15 protein-coding genes are annotated in these 18,745 nt (G+C 45.1%); 14 read left to right on the forward strand and 1 reads right to left on the reverse strand.

Going from position 1 to position 18,745, the window contains the following annotated elements:
* The first annotated feature begins 64 nt into the window (after positions 1-64).
* The 10 genes from NDI35_RS14985 to NDI35_RS15030 all read left to right on the forward strand — a co-directional run bounded on the left by NDI35_RS14985 (position 65) and on the right by NDI35_RS15030 (position 11,091).
* Positions 65-601, forward strand: coding sequence for an opioid growth factor receptor-related protein (locus tag NDI35_RS14985; RefSeq protein WP_445313428.1), 537 nt, complete (start codon positions 65-67; stop codon positions 599-601).
* A 55-nt stretch (positions 602-656) separates the two neighbouring features.
* Entirely contained in the window at positions 657-1,619 is a 963-nt protein-coding gene (locus tag NDI35_RS14990) for an AAA family ATPase (protein ID WP_445313429.1), read from the forward strand.
* A gap of 3 nt (positions 1,620-1,622) precedes the next feature.
* A complete protein-coding gene (locus NDI35_RS14995) occupies positions 1,623-2,975 on the forward strand; it encodes a DUF58 domain-containing protein (RefSeq protein WP_445313430.1) in 1,353 nt (450 codons plus the stop codon).
* Positions 2,972-5,023, forward strand: a complete 2,052-nt coding sequence (locus tag NDI35_RS15000) for a transglutaminase-like domain-containing protein (RefSeq protein ID WP_445313431.1) — start codon at positions 2,972-2,974, stop codon at positions 5,021-5,023. The genes NDI35_RS14995 and NDI35_RS15000 overlap by 4 nt, the downstream gene beginning before the upstream one ends.
* 728 nt (positions 5,024-5,751) lie before the next feature.
* Positions 5,752-6,342, forward strand: a complete 591-nt coding sequence (locus NDI35_RS15005) for a sigma-70 family RNA polymerase sigma factor (protein WP_445313432.1) — start codon at positions 5,752-5,754, stop codon at positions 6,340-6,342.
* Positions 6,339-6,785 (forward strand): hypothetical protein, encoded by a 447-nt coding sequence (locus NDI35_RS15010; protein WP_445313433.1) that lies wholly within the window; start codon positions 6,339-6,341, stop codon positions 6,783-6,785. The genes NDI35_RS15005 and NDI35_RS15010 overlap by 4 nt, the downstream gene beginning before the upstream one ends.
* Before the next feature lie 19 nt (positions 6,786-6,804).
* Complete coding sequence (locus NDI35_RS15015; protein WP_445313434.1) at positions 6,805-7,290, forward strand: Spy/CpxP family protein refolding chaperone; 486 nt, start codon at positions 6,805-6,807, stop codon at positions 7,288-7,290.
* Between the two features lie 505 nt (positions 7,291-7,795).
* Entirely contained in the window at positions 7,796-9,454 is a 1,659-nt protein-coding gene (locus NDI35_RS15020; RefSeq protein WP_445313435.1) for an ABC transporter substrate-binding protein, read from the forward strand.
* A 65-nt stretch (positions 9,455-9,519) separates the two neighbouring features.
* Positions 9,520-10,071, forward strand: a complete 552-nt coding sequence (locus tag NDI35_RS15025; RefSeq protein WP_445313436.1) for an AAA family ATPase — start codon at positions 9,520-9,522, stop codon at positions 10,069-10,071.
* A 9-nt stretch (positions 10,072-10,080) separates the two neighbouring features.
* Entirely contained in the window at positions 10,081-11,091 is a 1,011-nt protein-coding gene (locus NDI35_RS15030) for an ABC transporter permease (protein ID WP_445313437.1), read from the forward strand.
* A gap of 11 nt (positions 11,092-11,102) precedes the next feature.
* On the opposite strand, the gene NDI35_RS15035 is transcribed toward NDI35_RS15030, so the two are convergent.
* Positions 11,103-11,513 (reverse strand): hypothetical protein, encoded by a 411-nt coding sequence (locus NDI35_RS15035; RefSeq protein ID WP_445313438.1) that lies wholly within the window; start codon positions 11,511-11,513, stop codon positions 11,103-11,105.
* 522 nt (positions 11,514-12,035) lie between these two features.
* Here NDI35_RS15035 and NDI35_RS15040 point away from each other — a divergent pair.
* The 4 genes from NDI35_RS15040 (at position 12,036) to NDI35_RS15055 (ending at position 18,709) form a co-directional block, all read left to right on the forward strand.
* Positions 12,036-13,904, forward strand: a complete 1,869-nt coding sequence (locus NDI35_RS15040; protein ID WP_445313439.1) for an efflux RND transporter periplasmic adaptor subunit — start codon at positions 12,036-12,038, stop codon at positions 13,902-13,904.
* A 142-nt stretch (positions 13,905-14,046) separates the two neighbouring features.
* Positions 14,047-15,264 carry an ABC transporter permease gene (locus NDI35_RS15045; RefSeq protein ID WP_445313440.1) on the forward strand — a complete coding sequence of 406 codons (1,218 nt, stop codon included), beginning with the start codon at positions 14,047-14,049 and terminating at the stop codon, positions 15,262-15,264.
* Positions 15,265-15,435: 171 nt separating this feature from the next.
* Complete coding sequence (locus NDI35_RS15050; protein ID WP_445313441.1) at positions 15,436-16,656, forward strand: ABC transporter permease; 1,221 nt, start codon at positions 15,436-15,438, stop codon at positions 16,654-16,656.
* A 322-nt stretch (positions 16,657-16,978) separates the two neighbouring features.
* Positions 16,979-18,709, forward strand: coding sequence for a chemotaxis protein CheB (locus tag NDI35_RS15055; protein ID WP_445313442.1), 1,731 nt, complete (start codon positions 16,979-16,981; stop codon positions 18,707-18,709).
* The last annotated feature ends 36 nt before the right edge of the window (positions 18,710-18,745 follow it).

The following is an 18,745-nucleotide window of genomic DNA, read 5'->3' on the forward strand; positions in this document are numbered from 1 at the left end:
TAATAGCTAAAGTCGGTTAAAACCGACTCAAGAGAATCTTTTTGATGTTTTGTATAGCAGATTAATGAGTAACTCAACCAAACAAAACAAAATTTTAGCATTCTATCTCGGTCAGCAGCCTGATTCACAAGGTCGGGCGATCGAGGATATTTGGTCGTGGGATTACCAGAAGCTGGAATCCGTGCACAATTACATTCAATGGCTGTTTCCGCTGAGAGAAAAGAGTCGCTTTAATTCCAGTGCTCCTACTTTAAATGATGAGGTGATTCAAGCTTTTAGAACAAGTGAAGAGTTGAGAAGTCGCTTAGTCAAATCTCTAAAAGTCCTGCTGGCATTTTACGGGCTGGAATGCCGCGAAGGGGAAAACGCAGAAATTGTAATTGCAAAATCTGAGGAATATTTGTCAAGAAAAAGAGAGTGGATTGAACAATTTAATCACAACTACCTGCGGCTGACTAGGATTCTCACAAGTTTGACAGAGTTGGGATTGAAGAATTATGCTTTGGCTCTTTTCAGGTGTTTGGATGAGATATATAATGAAAATCAAAAAAGTATTGGTTTAAAAACTTATACATATTGGCAAAATGCTGTAAATAGTTAAATCGAGCGAAGCCAATCAGCGGGACAGTAACCGAACGCTACGAACACAATAAATAATGGATAAAGCAATTACAGAAAATCACGCTCAGTCGGGCAGAGAAATTTATCAAAGGATTTCCAACAACATTCAAAAAGTGGTGAAAGGGCAATCAGCAGCAATCAGGAAATTGCTGTCAGCCTTTGTGAGTGGCGGGCACGTCCTCCTAGAAGATTATCCCGGTACAGGTAAAACTACCCTAGCTAAAGCCCTAGCCTTATCTGTCGATGTCACCTTTAAACGCATTCAATTTACACCTGACCTTTTGCCATCCGATATCTTGGGCATATCCATGCTCGACCCCAATCAACGCACGTTCCATTTCCACGAAGGGCCTATTTTTGCTAATATTGTCTTGGCTGACGAAATCAATCGTTCATCACCGCGAACCCAATCAGCCCTCCTAGAAGCAATGGCAGAATTTCAAGTCAGCATTGACGGAAATTTACGCAAACTTAAAGACCCATTTTTTGTCATTGCTACTCAAAATCCAGTAGAATCTCGTGGCACTTATCCACTTCCTGAAGCCCAAATGGATCGCTTTGCAGTTCAATTTAGTCTAGGATACATCTCGCCAGAAGACGAAGTTAACCTGCTCGGAGACCAAATCCATCAACATCCTATTGATACACTTCAAACCTGCGTTAATTTAGAGGATTTAATTAGCTTAAAACAGCAGGTAAAGCAAATTAGAATTAGTGAAGAATTGAAACGTTACCTCGTAGATATCGTGAATGCAACTCGCTCAGCCGAAGGCGTACAACTAGGGGCGAGTCCCAGAGCTTCCATAGCTTTAATGAAAGTTGCTCAAGCATTAGCTTTGTTCGATGGCTATGAGTTTGTTACCCCAGAACATATTCAAGAACAGGCGGTATCAGTCATCGCTCATCGCCTAGTAATGGAACCTCAAGCGCGTTTTTCTGGTAGAATGGCCCCAGGTGTGGTGGAAGAAATTATCAAATCTATTCCTGTACCCGCCTAACAAATGAAACGTTTTTTCTACGCTATTTTTCGCTTCGGTGCGCGTGTAAATCGCTCGCGAAAAAAGCGATTGACCAACAATGGGTTAGCAGTGCTTAGCTGCACGCTTTTAGCGGGAATTTTAGGATTAGATACTAATCAGACTGTGACTTATCAAATTTTTACTTTCCTGTTGTCAATTATAGGAATAGCCATAATTTTTAGTAAATTTTTTCGCTTCCGCTTCAATGCAGTACGGTTCTTACCAAAGTTTGCAACTGTTGGAGTCACTTTAAAATACCGTATACTCCTTCATAACAAAACTAGCCACAGTCAAAATAACCTGAAATTGTGGGAAAATTTTGCCGACACCTACCCAAGCTTTCAAGAATTTATAGAAACACCTGAACCCGGTGAAGAACAGCGCACTTCATTGGATAAATACTTCGGCTATTATCGTTGGCTGTGGCTGATTGATAGAAAACAATGCGCCACAGCTAAAGCCATAGAATTGCCTCCTATTCCACCCAATAGCAAAACAGAAGTGGTAGGTGAAATTACGCCGTCCTGCAGAGGTGTTATCCGCCTCAGTGGTCTAACAGTTACTAGGTCAGATCCTTTTGGGATTTGGAATGCTTGTAAAACAATTTCCTTGCCCCAATCTATGTTAATTTTACCCAAACTATATCATTTACCACCTATTCAGCTTCCTGGCTCAAGAAGATATCAATCAGGTGGCGTAACATTAGCTTCATCCGTAGGAGATTCCGAGGAATTTAGGTCTCTGCGGGATTATCGACCGGGAGATCCGCTACGCAAAATTCACTGGAAAAGTTGGGCAAAAGCAGGTAAGCCAATGGTCAAAGAAGAACAGGATGAATTTTTTGTGAGGCACGCCCTAATTTTGGATACATTTCAAAGTGTAAAATATAGTGAAATTTTAGAAGAGGCAATTTCAATTGCTGCTTCATTATCCTATGAAGTTCAGACTCAAGAATCCTTATTGGATTTGATGTTCGTCGTTCAAGAAGCTTATTGTTTTACCTTTGGCAGAGGGCTAAACTCTACTGATAAAATGCTAGAAATTCTCGCCTCCGTAGGTGCCTGTCAGGATAAAGATTTTGACTCGCTCACCTCAGTTTTGATGGAAAAAATCTCTCTCATAAGCGGTTGTATTTGTATATTTTTGTGTTGGGACGAACCTCGAAAAAGATTAGTAAATTATCTGAGAAGTCGCGGTATCCATACATTAGCTTTAATTTTAACAGCGCGAGACGCTCAATTAGATAGCTTAAATTTAGAGTTGATTAAAGATGACTTAACAAGCTGTCATATTTTAAAGCTAGGTCAAATACAAGAGGAGTTAATGAAATTATGAAAATGCCAGTGTTTCTTTTGGGTGTTAGTGTAATTTTTTGGGGCTGGCAGACGGGACTCTGGTTTTTTGCTTTGCCAATTGCTCTGATTTTAGAGGCAGCTAACTGGTTGCCTTATCGGTGGGATTTTTCAGCTAGTGATTTTAGGCGCATTGCTAATTTTTGCCTGATTTTATTGTGCGGTTTGCTGGTTTATCTCCTGGTTGCCAACCGATCTATTTACTTGATATATAATTTGTTGCAGTGGCTTCCTGGTGTATTTTTTCCACTGGTAGCTGCTCAGGTATATTCTGTCAAGGAAAGTCTGGATATACGCCTAATGTTTTTGTGGCTAAACAAAGCAACAAAAAAAGCACCACTTAACCCCTTGATGGTGAATCTAAATTATCCATATTTTATCTGTTGTCTGCTATCCGCTAGTACGGCGAACAGTAGAGATATCTCTTTTTATGCTGGGATATTTGCCTTAACCGCTATTGCTTTGTGGTCTGTGAGACCGAAAAATGTTTCATTTATTCTCTGGCTTGGTCTGATGTTAATTGCTGGCAGTATAGGATTTATAGGACAGATGGGCCTGCACCAACTTCACCTAGCAGTAGAACAGCAAGCAATCTCATGGCTTAGTCAGGGGAACTCTCAAGAAACAGATTTTTTGAAAAAACAAACGAACATCGGGTCAGTGGGATTATTAAAACAGTCAAATGAAATTATTTTTAGAGTGGCTTCTGAAGCTAAACAGCCTCCCCCTCGACTGCTAAGAGAAGCCACTTATAATCGCTACAACTCTTCACTTTGGCTCGCCTTAAATCCTAACTTTGTTCCCGTACAACCAAAGATTAATGGCACAACTTGGGATTTAGGCGACCAACTACCGAATCCCTCAACGATTACTATTTCGGCTACACTCCCAGGCAACCAAGGTTTATTAAAGCTGCCAGATGGAACTTTTAAAATTGACGCATTGCCTGTCAGTCAGATGGAAAAGAATAAATATGGCACAACTAAAGTGGTGGGAAAAGTTGATATGCTGGCTTATCGAAGCTACTTTAATAATAATTTTTCTGTAGATAGCCAGCCTACAGAAGACGACCTGCAAATACCAAAATCCGAAATGGCGGCACTGAATAAAATCCTCGGTCAAATGGATACTCAAGGAAAGTCGCCACCAGAAATATTAGATAAAATAGAGTGGTTTTTCATGAAAAATTTCGTGTATTCACTGAAGCTTAGGGGCAAAGATAATGATGCTACGCCTCTATCAACATTTTTACTGAACACTCGCTCTGGACATTGTGAATATTTTGCTACTGCTGCGACACTTCTCCTGAGAAAACTCGGTATTCCAGCCCGTTATGCTGTTGGATATTCGGTTCACGAATTTAGTCCTTTGGAGAACCAATATATTGTAAGAAGTCGCCATGCTCATGCTTGGACTTTGGCTTATATCGCGGGAAAATGGCAAGCTTTTGATGCTACGCCTTCTGATTGGGAAAGCATGGAGGATGCTGCTGCTCCCCGATGGGCATTTATCTCTGATTTATGGTCGCTATTGAGTTACAAAATTTTGCTGGGGTTGCGATATTTATCAGGTAGCAATGGATTGAAGTATGGGGGAGTCATCCTGCTGGCATTAATATTTTTTTGGAGGTGTAATCCTAATTTTAAGAAAACTGTACGCCTTTTCTCTAAGAAACAAAGATGGCTAAAAGCTATTTATAACAAAGATTCGTTGAGTCCGAAATCGGAATTTTATTTAATCGAACAGGCGTTAAATGAGTCTGGACTGATTCGCCCTCCTTCCGAGTCTTTAAAAAATTGGATCGAGAGGTTAAAAAAAGAAAAACCGGAATTATCTTGTCTCGAAGAGTTAGCATTGTTGATTGAGATTCATTATTGCGACCGCTTCGATCCAGAAGGAATTAAAGACGCCCAAAAAGCTGAATTGAAATTGGCAATTAAATCCTGGATCGAGCAATATCGCAGGCAGGCGATCGCCTCAAACTCTCAGGTTAATAAAAGCGGTAAGTCTACTATAGCTTTTCTCAGGTAGATAATGTACAGATTTAGATTTTAAATTGGGGGATTGAGGATTTTTTAATTGCTTCGTAAATTCCCCAACTATTTAATTATTTAATCTAAACTTGTACGTTTATTAATTGAGAACCCCTATATATACCTTTTCTAAATCACTTGTACAAGACCGTCGGTTATTAGACAAGTCACAATTGCTTTATGCCTACTTAAGAGAACAGCCCTATCAGGGTACTTATACAATTAATCTACCCTCCGACCAAGGCATTGGTCGAACAGCAAGAGTGGAAACTAACTCATAATCCACTTGTGTGTATGCGGTAGCCTTAAAAAGGGGGACGAAAGAGAAGATTGTTGTCCCCCCGCAACGATTCGGGGAGCGGGTTTTAATCGTTAGACAGAAGACTCGCACTACATTTGAGGTTAAGTTGACACCAATGGGCATTGTCATGTCCCTACCCGCTGAGCAAATTTTTACTGGTTTTACTTGTTACTAGGCGCTTAGGGAAAGTAACGCTTCTGGGGCGAGTCAAAGGGTCTATTTTCTCAACCAAGGCTCGGACTCTGGATCTGGGTTCCCAGGCTTTACACCTCGGAACCCGTTAATTACAGGAAAAATCAGGACACGGCAGTGCCGTTTCCCTACCTGCCACCTCGTCGAAAAAAAATTTTAAATCCTTTGAACCTTTTTTGCGCTCGCCCTGTCTAAACACTTCAGATAACGAACTGGTGGGGGAGACTTCACAGGTGTTAGCTGTGTCAGCCAATGTTTTAACCGATGACTGTTCCGACTCGGACTTAGTTGCTGAGTGTCTAAAGGGCGATCGCACTTGCTTTCGCTACCTTTACCAACGCTACCAACACAAAGTCAGGTCAACCCTTTACCAACTCTGCGGCCCGTCACTTCTTGACGATTTAGCACAAGAAGTATTCCTGCGAGTATGGAAAGGATTGCCCAAACTCAAGCACCAGGAAAACTTTTCTACTTGGCTTTATCGAATCACTTGGAATGTGGCTTCCGACCAAAGACAAGCATTTGCTAAACAGCATTCTTTTGACTCCCAGCTCCAAAATCAAGAAGTAATGAATGGGGTTATTCTCAAAGATAACACATCGGACTTGATGCAGTTGCACTATCAAGATTTAGTGCAGCGGGGACTGGAGCAATTGAGCTTTGAACACCGCAGCGTTTTGGTGCTGCACGACTTAGAAGACATCCCGCAAAAAGAAGTAGCCCAAATTTTGGGACTGCCTGCAGGAACCGTCAAATCTCGCGTGTTTTATGCCCGAAATGCTGTGCGGCAATTTTTGCAAAAAGAAGGTGTCAGCGAGCTATGAATAACCCAAGCAGCGACCAAGAGTTAGTTAATTTCTTGAAGCGACATCGCCCCAATATTCCTGAAGCTGTACCAGATTTAGAGCAAAAAATTCTAACAGCAATCGAAAGTAATCAGGCGAGTGTTTTCCATGAAACCCACCGCCAAAAAACGCAAGCCTGTGCCTCAGCTAAGTCTGATGACAGGTTAAAAATATCCTCTGTTTCTAAGTGGGCTTTATCGTCTGCGATTGCTGCTAGCCTGCTAGTTTTTTGGTCGGGCTACCGTCCGTTCGAGACTGCACAATTGCCAGATAAGGAAACAGCTCAGTTAGAATCATTTTTAGTTACTAACTGGGAGGGCGTACTGCATGATTCTCCCCAAGAAAATATGACCGATCGCTCACCAACAGACTGGTTGACTTTCAGCCAGGGTGCTGACAGTGAACCGCCAACAAATAAGTAATATCAAAGAGGCAATTTTCATGTCAATTCGTCGTATTTCTGCCCTAGCCATTTTAATGCTGACTCTCGGCAGCACAGCCGCAGCAATAGCAGTTCCCAATCCCATAGAACCGGAAACAATTGCACAAAACCAGCGTCCCAATCGACCAGGTGGCAGGGAAGGTGGGATGTTCGAGAAGCTTAATTTAAGCGCAGACCAAAAGCAGCAAATGCAGGCAGTGCGCGATCGCTACAAAGACCAAGTTTCCCAGCGGATGCAAGCAGTGCGCCAAGCCAGACAAGAATTGGACACGATGATGTCCGGCACGGCAAATGCCAGCGAAATCCGTGAAAAACACCGTCAAATAATGGGATTGAGACAGCAGTTTGAAGAGGTGCAATTTGAAATTACACTTGCAATGCGAGAAGTGCTCACTGCCGAACAGCGGAGCCAATTAGCTCAAATGATGCAACAGCGCCGGCAAACTGTTAAAAACAGGATGCAAAACGGTCAAAAACCGCAGTAATTGACGAGTAGTTTTGAGTGAATCGCAGGGTGCTTACGCACTCTGCGATTTATTAGTTTAAGCTCCCAGATTGGGAGCATCTCAATGAAAGCAGCTAAGCTAGAAATTGGAGTTTTGAGGCAGGAGGCAGAAGGAAAGAGAAAGAAGAAAGGAGCCATAAGAAGTGTTTTTACCAATATGAGATGCTCCCCCCAGATTCATGGACTAAATCTCAAATCTCAAATCTCAAATTTCAAACCTACAATCGAATGACCCCTCTAGCTGGGGCGCCAACGTTAGCTTTCGTGCTGGTTGCGTCGCCTAATGTAAAGGTGTGGGTTGAGATTTTTCCCTCCGGCATGATATCATCAGGCTGCTATATTGGGTTTGTTAGTTGAGATTAGCTTTTAATATAGAATTTACTAAATGAACTGCCGAGAAGGCAGAAACTACAGAGGCGAGAGAAAGAGCCAATTAGAAATTTATTGATATGAGTACAATTTTCTATTAAACCGGAGCTATTGAGATGAGATTGTTAAAATACTGGCGTTTAGTTTTATTAAGTCTAGTTTTTGGGATGGCTGTAATTTTATCAAATTGCAGCACCACCTCAAACACGGTTAGCAATAATTCTCCAACTCCGACAACTCCTGCTGCGGTTCCGGCTGGGGCTTTAGTTTACGGTGCGGGTGGGCCGCCTGTCAATCTGGAACCGGGAAATATTACTGATGGCAATTCGGTGATTGTTATCGACCAAATTTACAATCGCTTGACTGATTTTAAACCGGGAACTGTGGAACTTGAGCCGAGTCTCGCTACTGAATGGTCAAGTTCTAAAGATGGCAAAACTTGGACTTTTAAGTTGCGTTCGGGGGTCAAGTTTCACGACGGTACGGATTTTGACGCGGAAGCTGTAAAGTTTAATGTGGATCGCTGGTGGGATACGAACAATCCTAACGGTTATCGAGAATCTGGCAAAACTTATCCAATTTGGAAGAATTTTTTTGGTGGTTTTAAGGGAGATAAAAATTCCCTGGTAAAAGATGTGGCAGTTGTTGATAAGTCTACGATTAAGTTTGTTTTAAATCAACCTTTTGCTGCTTTTCCCTCGGCGATTGGGTCTGCTTATTTCGGGATGGCGAGTCCGGCGGCGGTGAAAAAAGCGGGTGCTAAATACGGCACTCCGGGGTCGCTGGCGGTGGGTACGGGGCCTTTTGTGTTTCAGGAATGGCGATCGGGCGATCGCATTGTTTTGGAGAAAAATCCGAATTATTGGAAAACTGGCACGCCAAAAGTCAATCAATTGGTATTTCGCTTTGTTGACGACCCGGCGGCGAGACTGGCTCAGTTGCGAGCAGGACAACTTGATTTTACTGTAGATTTAACGCCGGATCAACTGAAAGAAGTTCAGGGAGATCCTAATTTAGAAACAGTTGTGCGACCTTCTTTTAATGTCGGTTATTTAGGGTTAAATCCGACTTACGAACCTTTGTCAAAACCAGAAGTCAGGCGGGCGATCGCCCAAACAATTAACAAGCCAGCAATAGTCCAAGCTTTCTGGGGAGAACTCGGAAAACATGATTCGCAATTTATCCCCCCTGCGCTGAATTGGGCGGCGTCTGATAAAGTTAAAGATTATGAATTTAACCCGCAGCAAGCTAAAGCAATGCTCGCGAAAGCCGGTTATCCGAACGGTTTTGATTTGGATTTGTGGTATATGCCCGTCAGCCGTCCCTATTTTCCCACGCCGAAGCCGATCGCTGAGGCTTTTGCGGCGGATTTGAGCGCGATCGGGATTCGGGTAAAATTGCTGACAAAGGATTGGTCTGCTTATTTAGCCGATCGCCTCAAACCTCCTGGGTTTCAAGCTTTTATGATGGGTTGGAGTGGAGATTATGGCGATCCAGACAATTTTTATTATCCTCACTTCGGGCCGGGTTCCACGGGGGATTTGGGAAATTGGAAAAATCCGAAAGTTCTGGAACTTTTGGATCGGGGGAGGGCGAGTGGCCATAAAGCAGCTAGGGCGAAAATTTATGCGGAAGTAAGCGAGATTTTGCATGGGGAAGCTGTGCGTTTGCCGATCGTACATTCGCAGCCACTTTTAGGGAAACGCAAGAATATTCAAGGTTGGATTCCGAGTCCTTTGGGGTCGGAGTCTTTTGAGGAAATAAGCAAAAATTGAGAGTTTAGAGCGAGACACCTCTCCTGGGTTCTCATACTTTACATGAATTTACCTTAACAAACACTATGGAGAGCAATCAGCAACCTGCAAATCATCAGCCACAAATTATTTTGATTACCGGGAACATGGCTGCCGGAAAATCAAGTGTGGCCCAATCACTTGCCGAACGCTTGCCCAAAAGTGTCCACCTTCGCGGCGATATCTTTCGTCGCATGATTGTGAATGGACAGGCCCAAATGGCGTTAAATTTGTCAGCAGAGGCATATCAGCAGCTTCAACTGCGGTATCACCTGGCAGCAATGGCAGCGCGACAGTATCTCCAGGCTGGTTTTACGGTCGTTTATCAAGACATCATCATTGGTTCGGCACTGGCTGAGGTACTTGCCACTTTCCACGATGTGCCGTTGTCGGCGATCGTTCTGTGTCCGAAGGCAGAAGTTGTAGCTGCACGGGATGCAGCAAGAACGAAAACCGGATATGCCAACGAAACAATGGTTTATGCCTTCGATCGCATTCTCCGTAACGAAACCCCTCGCCTTGGCTACTGGCTGGATTCAACCCATCTAACGGTAGAAGAAACGGTCGATCGGATTTTGGCAAATTTGCAAGGTGAATGAGATCGACTGATGTTTCAATATATTGCTAAACGTTTGCTGGGACTATTGCCAGTCCTTTTCGGAATCACTCTGCTAGTATTTATATTTTTGCATTTGATACCGGGAGACCCAGCTACAGTGCTTTTGGGAGAACGGGGAACTCCCGAACAGGTGGAAATTTTGAGAGCCAGGTTGGGTCTGAATCAGCCTTTACCTTTGCAATATTTGGCTTTTTTAGGGAGTTTGCTGCGCTTGGATTTGGGAAATAGCATTATTAGCGGTATTCCGATAATTGATGAAATTACAAGCCGCTGGCCTGCTACTTTTGAACTGTCTGTGGTGGCGATGTTGGTGGCACTTTTTATCGGAATTCCGGCGGGGATTTTGGCTGCTGTTCGGAAAAATAGCTGGCTGGACAATCTCGCGATGAGCGGTTCGTTAATTGGCGTATCTTTGCCTGTGTATTGGTTGGGATTGATGTTGATTTATTTGTTTGCTGTTTATCTGAAATGGCTGCCTCCTAGCGGGCGGATCAGTGTAGATTTGGGGTTTGGTTTTAAGTCGATTACGGGTGTTTATGTTTTGGATGCGTTGCTGAGGTGGGATTTGGCGGCTTGGCGGGATGCGATCGCCCATTTAATCCTTCCAGCTTTGACTTTAGGAACTATTCCTCTGGCGATTATAGCTCGCATCACTCGTTCTGCGATGCTGGAAGTGCTTTCTCAAGATTACATCCGCACTGCGAGGGCGAAGGGATTGCCGGAATATTGGGTGATTTTGAAACACGCTTTGAAAAATGCGTTTTTGCCGATCGTCACAACTATAGGTTTGCAGTTCGGCACTCTTTTAGGCGGCGCTATTCTGACTGAAACGATTTTTTCGTGGCCGGGAATTGGTTCTTGGATTTATAGCGGTATTCTGACGCGGGATTACCCAATTGTCCAAGGAGGAGTAATTTTTGTGGCTGTAACTTTTGTACTGATTAATCTGGCGGTTGATATTTCCTATGCTTTTTTCGATCCGAGAATTCAGTACCGTTAATGAAAAGGAAATCAGACACGAAATGCTTGTTTAACATCCGGCCGCAGCAGGTAGTAAATGCTAGCCACTGCAAAACCCAGAGTTAAAAAATTGACTGCTGTACCGCCGCTGCCCAACATTTTGGCAATTTGCGCGAGGGTGGCGATGATATGGACAATTAACGTTCCCGTCCAAGCCCAATTTTTGAGTTGAAACAAGCCCCAAGTTAAGAGTAAGGAGAGAAGGCCTAAGATGAAACTAATCGCAGCAAAAATTCCAATGAAGCCGCCGATTACAGCGCCAACTTTTGCCCCGCCGAAAGCCGCACCGAGACCGCCAAAAATGCCTGCAAAAAGTAAGATGAACAAACCATCAAGGAGGCTGAATACGCCGCTAATGAGCTGCAAAATTGCCAAAACTGTAACGCTTTGAGGACGATTCATTGTTTTGATTTTCCATTTTTAACGGATTTGAAAAATATTTTAACCTGTTGTGGACACAGGGCGGATATGTATTCAGGACTTACGCACCGCTACCCGTGAAACCGGGTTTATGAGAATAAGTGTGTCCATACTGTGTCGTAGCGAGATTCGCACTGGCAGATCCCGCTGCGATGATCGCTAGCAGGAGTCCGCAATGACCTAGTGATGGTCGATCGCCCCCTGCCATATCCGCCTTTGTTGCTGGTGAGAAGCGCGCTCCTAGATGCCAAAAACAATATTATCTGCTAAAATATATTTTAATTGGCCAGCAGCCAGGAGCGATTTTGTTTAGAACCACCTCTTTAGGCTGAAAAAACTTAACATTATTTAATAAATTGCAACGATTAGCTATAATTGTTTACAGGTGCTGGTTGGGGAACTTTTTTTAAATCACCCGATCGGATGAGTCTGAAAGACGATGCCGAGCATCAGAAAAAATTTTACCTTTAAAGGTAATCCTGAGATTAAATTAGGTGAGTCGGTATGATCGTTAGCCCCAAAAAGGAAACTGCTCAGGTCAAGGTGGAAGATACTCAGACTGTAGACACCAAGGCCGCAGAGACCAAAATAGCAGATAAAAAAACCGCCCAAAAGCAGTCTCCGAAGAAACCCGCGCGCAAACCGCAGCGGTGGGCGATTGGGTTGGTTGCAGCCGGGTTGCTAGCTGTACCGACCACTATATATTTAGCAAAAAGTCGATCGCAGCCGAAAGTAGATGCGATCGCCACTATGACAGTGCCGGTGGAAGCACAAAACCTCACGGTGCGGATCACGTCGAGCGGCACCGTGCAGCCCGTACAGCGCGTGAATCTCAGCCCCAAAGGCTCCGGCCGGATCGCAGAATTATTTGTCGAACAGGGCGATAAAGTCGAAGCAGGACAGATTGTTGCGCGCATGGAAAGCCGCGATGTAGAAGCTCAACTCGCTCAAGCTAAAGCCCGCGAAGCCAGCGCGCGAGCTAGACTCGCCAAAATCGAAGCAGGAAATCGATCCGAAGACATCGCCAGCGCCCGAGCGCGCTTAGATCAAGCCGAGGCCAGTCTCGCGCAACTCCAAGCCGGTAGTCGCGTGGAAGAAGTTGCAGGAGCCAGAGCTCGCTTGCAGCAAACTCAAGCAGGCTTGCAGCGACTGCGAGCCGGCAGCCGCGTTGAAGAAGTCAGCCAAGCGCGAGCTCGTTTAGCCCAAGCTAAAGCTCGTTTAGCAGATGCTCAAACCGGCAGTGTCCAACAAGAAATTGCTCAAGCACAAACGCAAATTGACTCGAGTAAAGCCCAAGCCGAACTAACCGCTCAACGGGTGGAACGCAACCGACCGTTAGTGGAAGAAGGTGCTCTTGCTAAAGATAAACTCGATGAATTAATTAAAGAAAATCGTACAGCCCAAGCTAAATTAATAGAATCTCAAAGACGCCTACAACAACTACAAGAAAATCGGCTGTCGCAAATTCAGCAACTGCAAGCTGCTGTGCAAGTCGAGCAGCAAGCATTGAACCAATTGCAAAACGGCACGCGATCAGAAGAAATTGCGAGAGCCGAAGCAGAAGTTGCCGAAGCTAAAAGCAAATTAGCGCAAGTAGAAAACGGCAACCGTCCAGAAGAAATCGCTAAAGCCGAAGCAGCAGTTGCTGAAGCAAAAAGCCAATTGGCGGCACAAGAAAACGGTTCTCGCCCGGAAGAAATAGCTCAAGCTCAAGCTGAATTAGCCGAAGCTCAAGCTCAAGTCCGCTTTCAAGAAGTGCAGTTAGAAGATACGAAAGTTCGCGCTCCCTTTGCTGGAATTATTACCCAAAGATACGCCATTCAAGGAGCTTTTGTAACTCCGGCAACTTCGGCATCGGAAGCTACTTCGGCAACTTCGACATCGATTGTCGCTCTAGCTAGAGATGTGGAAGTTTTGGCGAAAGTCCCGGAGGCTGATATCAGTCAAATTAAATCGGGTCAAGAAGTTGAAATCGTGGCGGATGCTTATCCAGATAAAGTGTTTAAAGGCCGCGTTAAATTAATTGCGCCGGAAGCTGTTAAGGAACGGGATGTGACGCTATTTCAAGTGCGAGTTGCGATCGACACGGGCAAAGAGTCGCTGCAATCGGGGATGAATGTAGATTTGAGATTTGTAGGTCAAAAGCTGAGCAATGCTTTAGTTGTGCCGACGGTGGCAATTGTGACTAATAAAGGTCAAACGGGTGTGCTGGTTCCAGATGAGAAACAACAGCCGAAGTTTAAGCCTGTTACGGTTGGATCGACTATTGGCAACAAGATTCAGATTTTGGAGGGTGCCGCAGCGGGCGATCGCGTTTTTACCGAACTTCCTCAAGGTAAAAAACTGGAGGATATTATCAAGAATCAGAAATAGGGCATAGGGCAGAGGGCCGAGGGCATTACGAATTGTGAATGGCAAATTGGTTGTTTGTTATTTGTTATTTCATGATTGCTCCTTTTTCCCTCTTCCCTCTTCCTTCTTCCCTCTTCCTTCTTCCTTCTTCCTTCTAAAAATTATGGATATTGTTGAAAGCGTCAAAATGGCCGTCACAACTTTGATGGCAAACAAGCTTCGCAGCACCTTGACGATGTTAGGAATTATCATCGGCAATGCTTCTGTCATTTCGATGATCGGTATCGGCGAAGGAGCTCAAACATTTATCGAGGGACAGGTTAACTCTCTGGGTTCAAACTTGCTATTTGTCATTCCGGGAAGTCCTGAAGCGCAAAGCCGCCCGGTAATTCCGCCCCAGACTTTAGTAGTGGAAGATGCAGAGGCGATCGCATCTCAAGTTCCTTCTGTCCAAGACGTGGCACCAACTATCAATGATAGTCAACTCGTTACCTACCGCAATAAAAACGTTTCGTCTTCCATTGTCGGAACTACCCCAGAATTTCTGACAGTCAGAAGCTTTGATGTCGGTCAAGGGCGATTTTTAAGCAAATTAGATTTAGAAAGACAAGAAAATGTGGTTGCTTTAGGATCGGAAGCAGCAGAACAATTGTTTGGAAATACACAGCCAATTGGTCAATACATCCGCATCAAAAACTCGAGTTTTCAAGTGATTGGAGTCATGCAGGCGAAAGGTTCCAGCTTTGGCGACAATCAAGATATGAATGTTTATTTGCCGCTGACAACAATGGCAAATCGCATCGTAGGTCGCTCGTCTCCCTACGGTACAAAAGTAACATTTATTTCGGTTGCCATCAAAGATGAAACTATGATGCAAGCTGCCCAATTTCAAATAGAAAATCTGCTCAGGTTGCGTCACAAAATTACTAAGGAAGATGATTTTACTGTCCGAAATCAGAAAGAGTTAATGAAAACTTTGGGCAGCATTACTGGCGGTTTGACGTTGATGTTGGCTTTCGTGGCGGCAATTTCGCTGTTTGTCGGCGGCATCGGGATTATGAATATCATGCTGGTTTCTGTTACCGAACGCACGAAGGAAATTGGATTGAGAAAGGCGATCGGAGCTTCTCAGCAAGATATTCTAATTCAGTTTATGATAGAGTCTGTGATTTTGTCAGCGGCAGGCGGGGCGATCGGCACTGGATTCGGTATCGGCGGCGTGCTTTTAGTAGCTGCTTTTACTCCCCTGCAAGCTAGTGTTTCCCCAATGGCGATCGCACTTGCAGTCGGTGTTTCCGGCAGCATCGGCTTATTTTTCGGCATCGTACCTGCAAAACAAGCTGCTAAACTCGACCCGATTGTCGCATTGAGAAGTGCTTAATTAGTTTGTTGACGGTTGGCTGTTGAAGGTTGACTGCTGACTCTAGTAATTAGTTATTAAGTATGTCATTTTCGCTGTGCGTCGCAATCCCAATGCCCTGGGATTTTGCCGCACAGAAAACTATGAAATACGGCTGTATTTCTTCTTCCTTCTTGTTCATTTAAAGAAAATATGAATTTTATTGAAAGCGTCAAAATGGCCGGTCAAACGCTACTAGCCAACAAAACTCGCAGCAGTTTAACAATGATTGGCATGATTGTCGGCAACGCCTCAGTAATTGCCATGATTGGAATTGGAGAAGGAGCTCAAAAATTTGTAGCAGGACAAGTTCAATCCCTGGGTACAAACGTATTAATCGTGAGGCCGGGAGTTCCCAACGCTAGGCGAAGTACCATCTCAAGTGCGCCTCAAACTCTCGTACTGCCAGACGCAAAGGCGATCGCCACTCAAGTTCCCTCCGTTCAAGGCGTGTCAGCAGAACTTAACAGTTCAGAGATTGTTCGCTACAGCAACAAAAATGTTTCTGCTCTAATTTTTGGCACGATTCCCGAATTTCTAGAAGTCAGAAGTTTTGAAATGGCAAAAGGGCGGTTTTTGACCGAACTTGATGTTAAGCAAAGTAACCAAGTTGTGGTTCTCGGTTCAGAATTAGCGGAGAAACTTTTTGGGAATACAAATCCCTTGGGCGAACAGGTGCGAATCCAAAATGTCAGCCTCAAAGTAATTGGAGTATTGGCGCCCAAAGGCACATCTTTTGGTACGAATTTTGACAATTCCGCCGCTGTGCCGATCGCCACAATGGCCAATCGCATAGTCGGGCGCACATCTCCCTACGGTTTGGCTGTCACGTCGATATTTATTTCGATTAAAGATGAATCGCAAATGGATGCGGCGCAATTTCAGGTGGAAAACCTGCTGAGACTGCGGCACAAAATTACTACCGAAGATGATTTTAGTGTCAGGAATCAGAAAGATTTAATGGCAAGAATGGGGGCAATTTCCGGCGCTTTGACTCTGATGCTAACTGCTGTTGCCAGCATTTCCCTATTAGTCGGCGGCATTGGCATTATGAACATTATGCTTGTGTCCGTTAGCGAGCGCACTCAGGAAATTGGGCTCAGAAAGGCGATCGGCGCATCCCAACAAGATATCTTGTTTCAATTTATTGTCGAAGCTGTAATTTTATCCGCTGCCGGAGGGATCGTCGGTACTGGCGTAGGTGTCGGGGGTATCTTGCTGGTAGGTAATTTCACGCCATTGCAAGCTGGAATATCACCCGTGGCGATCGCCCTTGCTGTCAGTGTATCCGGTGCAGTTGGCCTCTTTTTCGGCGTTGTCCCCGCCCGCCAAGCCGCCAAACTAGACCCGATCGCAGCTTTGAGAAGTGCTTAATCAATATATACTTATTCATTTACACAATCCGCGCCTTTGATGCTGGTAAAAGTATCTTGCTCTAAATATTAAAAAAAACTGTTTTTTTATAAAAAATTAACAACCTTGCAGTATCTAGTGCAGTTTAAATGTCTGTATTTTTACGCAGATTCAAAGCGCAAAACTTCCTAAAAAACCCGTTAACTCTTAAATAAAGCTTTACAGTGGCGTTTACTTCTAAACCAGAAAGTTTAATAATAATTAAATCAGGGGTAAACAGACCTAAGCATCTACAGATGGTACTAAACCTTTGCGCTTTAATCAAAATATCCAATAAATAAACATGGCATCCCTGACCCCTAGTCCTGAATTTGACTATCTCGAAGGAACCATCCAACCAGACATATTTAAGGCCTTGGATGGCAACGACATAATTTATGCCAACAGCGGAGACGACTATCTCGAAGGCGATGCAGGCAAAGATAAAATCTGCGGCGACCTAGGCAACGATACGATTGTTGGCGGTGGGGACGACGACATCCTCTGGGGAGGCAAAGGCAGCGACCTAATTGGTGGCGATTCCGGCAACGATCTCATCTATGCGGGCGCAGGTAGCGATACCATGAGCGGCGGCACAGGCGATGATATATTTGCCATTGCTAAAGGCAGCGGCGGCCCAACTTTAGCCACAGCCGACTACATCGCCGACTTCGGCAACGGCAATGACAAAATTCGATTGTTAGACGGCCTCAGCTTTGAAGATTTAAACATCCAGCAAGGCACCGGCGCCAACAGCAACAGCACCGTAATTCAAGACAAACTCACGGGCGAGTATTTAGCAGTCTTGCAAGGAGTCAACAGCAACACAATCAACCGCGACCAATTCACAAATCACCTATCGGGAAACCCTGTCATCGAGTGGAACGGAGTCATGCTGAATGCAGTGCGGACAGCCAGCACCGCGCCTCCCCTCGCCTCCCGCAACATGGCAATGGTTCACGCAGCCATTTACGATGCTGTTAACTCGATCAGCAAAAAATACACCCCTTACCTCGTGGAAATAGACCCACCCGCAGGTACATCAGCAGAAGCAGCCACCGCCGCGGCCGCCCACCGCGTCTTAGTCAACCTCTACCCAGGACAAGCAGCCACATTTGACGAAGCATACGCATCGTCTCTAGCTAAAATTACCGATGGCAAAGCCAAACAAGACGGGATTGCCCTCGGACAGCAAGTTGCTGACCAAATTATCAGTTCGCGGAGTACAGACGGCATCACGAAAGTAGTGCAGTACACCCCCTCAACCGACCCCGGCAGTTGGATACCTACTCCCCCCGCTTTTTCCGGAGGGCTAGCGCCACAGTGGGCCGAAGTTACTCCCTTTGCCATGACTAGCGGTTCTCAGTTCCGCCCGGCCGGCCCGCCCGCCCTTGACAGTGCCAAGTACGCAGAGGAACTTAACTACGTCAAAGAAATCGGCAAAAGTGACAGCCTCACGCGCACCCCAGACCAAACAGTCATCGCCAAATTCTGGGCCAACGGCGCCGGGACGTTTACGCCTCCGGGTCACTGGAACCAAATCGCCGAAGAAACATCGACTCTCACTGGTCAATCCTTAGAAGATAGCGCCCGCTTGTTCGCCCTGCTGAATATTGCTCTCGCCGATGCAGCTATTAGTTGCTGGGATGCTAAGTACCAGTACAATTTATGGCGGCCGGTGACAGCTATCCGCCAAGCTGATACGGACAACAACCCCGACACGACAGCCGACCCCCTGTGGACGCCGCTGCTAACTACTCCGCCGTTCCCTGAGTACACGTCGGGCCACAGTACCTTTAGCGGTGCTGCTGATCCTGTTATGAGTTCTGTATTTGGTTCCGATTACGGCTTTGGAGATCGGGGAGACAGGAGTGTCAACACTTTGCGAACCTACCAAAACTTCAGCGAAGCGGCCGATGAATCGGGCATGAGTCGCATTTACGGAGGCATCCATTTCATGAGTGCTAACGTAAATGGCTTGAGTGCTGGTAGAAATGTGGGTAACTATGTTGTCCAGAATTTCTTAACAGCCTAGGAAAGTGGGGGCGGGTTTACGAGATTGCTGAGATGT

The sequence above is a fragment of the Microcoleus vaginatus FACHB-2002 genome, from assembly GCF_040004035.1.
GTDB lineage: Bacteria > Cyanobacteriota > Cyanobacteriia > Cyanobacteriales > Microcoleaceae > Microcoleus > Microcoleus vaginatus_C.

Bases quoted from the DNA above. Each gene is read 5' to 3' on its own strand.
- NDI35_RS15030 (WP_445313437.1), top strand. From the start codon at position 10,081: ATGTTTCAATATATTGCTAAACGTTTGCTGGGACTATTGCCAGTCCTT.
- NDI35_RS15020 (WP_445313435.1), top strand. From the start codon at position 7,796: ATGAGATTGTTAAAATACTGGCGTTTAGTTTTATTAAGTCTAGTTTTT.
- NDI35_RS15055 (WP_445313442.1), top strand. From the start codon at position 16,979: ATGGCATCCCTGACCCCTAGTCCTGAATTTGACTATCTCGAAGGAACC.
- NDI35_RS14995 (WP_445313430.1), top strand. From the start codon at position 1,623: ATGAAACGTTTTTTCTACGCTATTTTTCGCTTCGGTGCGCGTGTAAAT.
- NDI35_RS15010 (WP_445313433.1), top strand. From the start codon at position 6,339: ATGAATAACCCAAGCAGCGACCAAGAGTTAGTTAATTTCTTGAAGCGA.
- NDI35_RS14985 (WP_445313428.1), top strand. From the start codon at position 65: ATGAGTAACTCAACCAAACAAAACAAAATTTTAGCATTCTATCTCGGT.
- NDI35_RS14990 (WP_445313429.1), top strand. From the start codon at position 657: ATGGATAAAGCAATTACAGAAAATCACGCTCAGTCGGGCAGAGAAATT.
- NDI35_RS15025 (WP_445313436.1), top strand. From the start codon at position 9,520: ATGGAGAGCAATCAGCAACCTGCAAATCATCAGCCACAAATTATTTTG.
- NDI35_RS15015 (WP_445313434.1), top strand. From the start codon at position 6,805: ATGTCAATTCGTCGTATTTCTGCCCTAGCCATTTTAATGCTGACTCTC.
- NDI35_RS15040 (WP_445313439.1), top strand. From the start codon at position 12,036: ATGATCGTTAGCCCCAAAAAGGAAACTGCTCAGGTCAAGGTGGAAGAT.
- NDI35_RS15000 (WP_445313431.1), top strand. From the start codon at position 2,972: ATGAAAATGCCAGTGTTTCTTTTGGGTGTTAGTGTAATTTTTTGGGGC.
- NDI35_RS15045 (WP_445313440.1), top strand. From the start codon at position 14,047: ATGGATATTGTTGAAAGCGTCAAAATGGCCGTCACAACTTTGATGGCA.
- NDI35_RS15035 (WP_445313438.1), bottom strand. From the start codon at position 11,513: ATGAATCGTCCTCAAAGCGTTACAGTTTTGGCAATTTTGCAGCTCATT.
- NDI35_RS15050 (WP_445313441.1), top strand. From the start codon at position 15,436: ATGAATTTTATTGAAAGCGTCAAAATGGCCGGTCAAACGCTACTAGCC.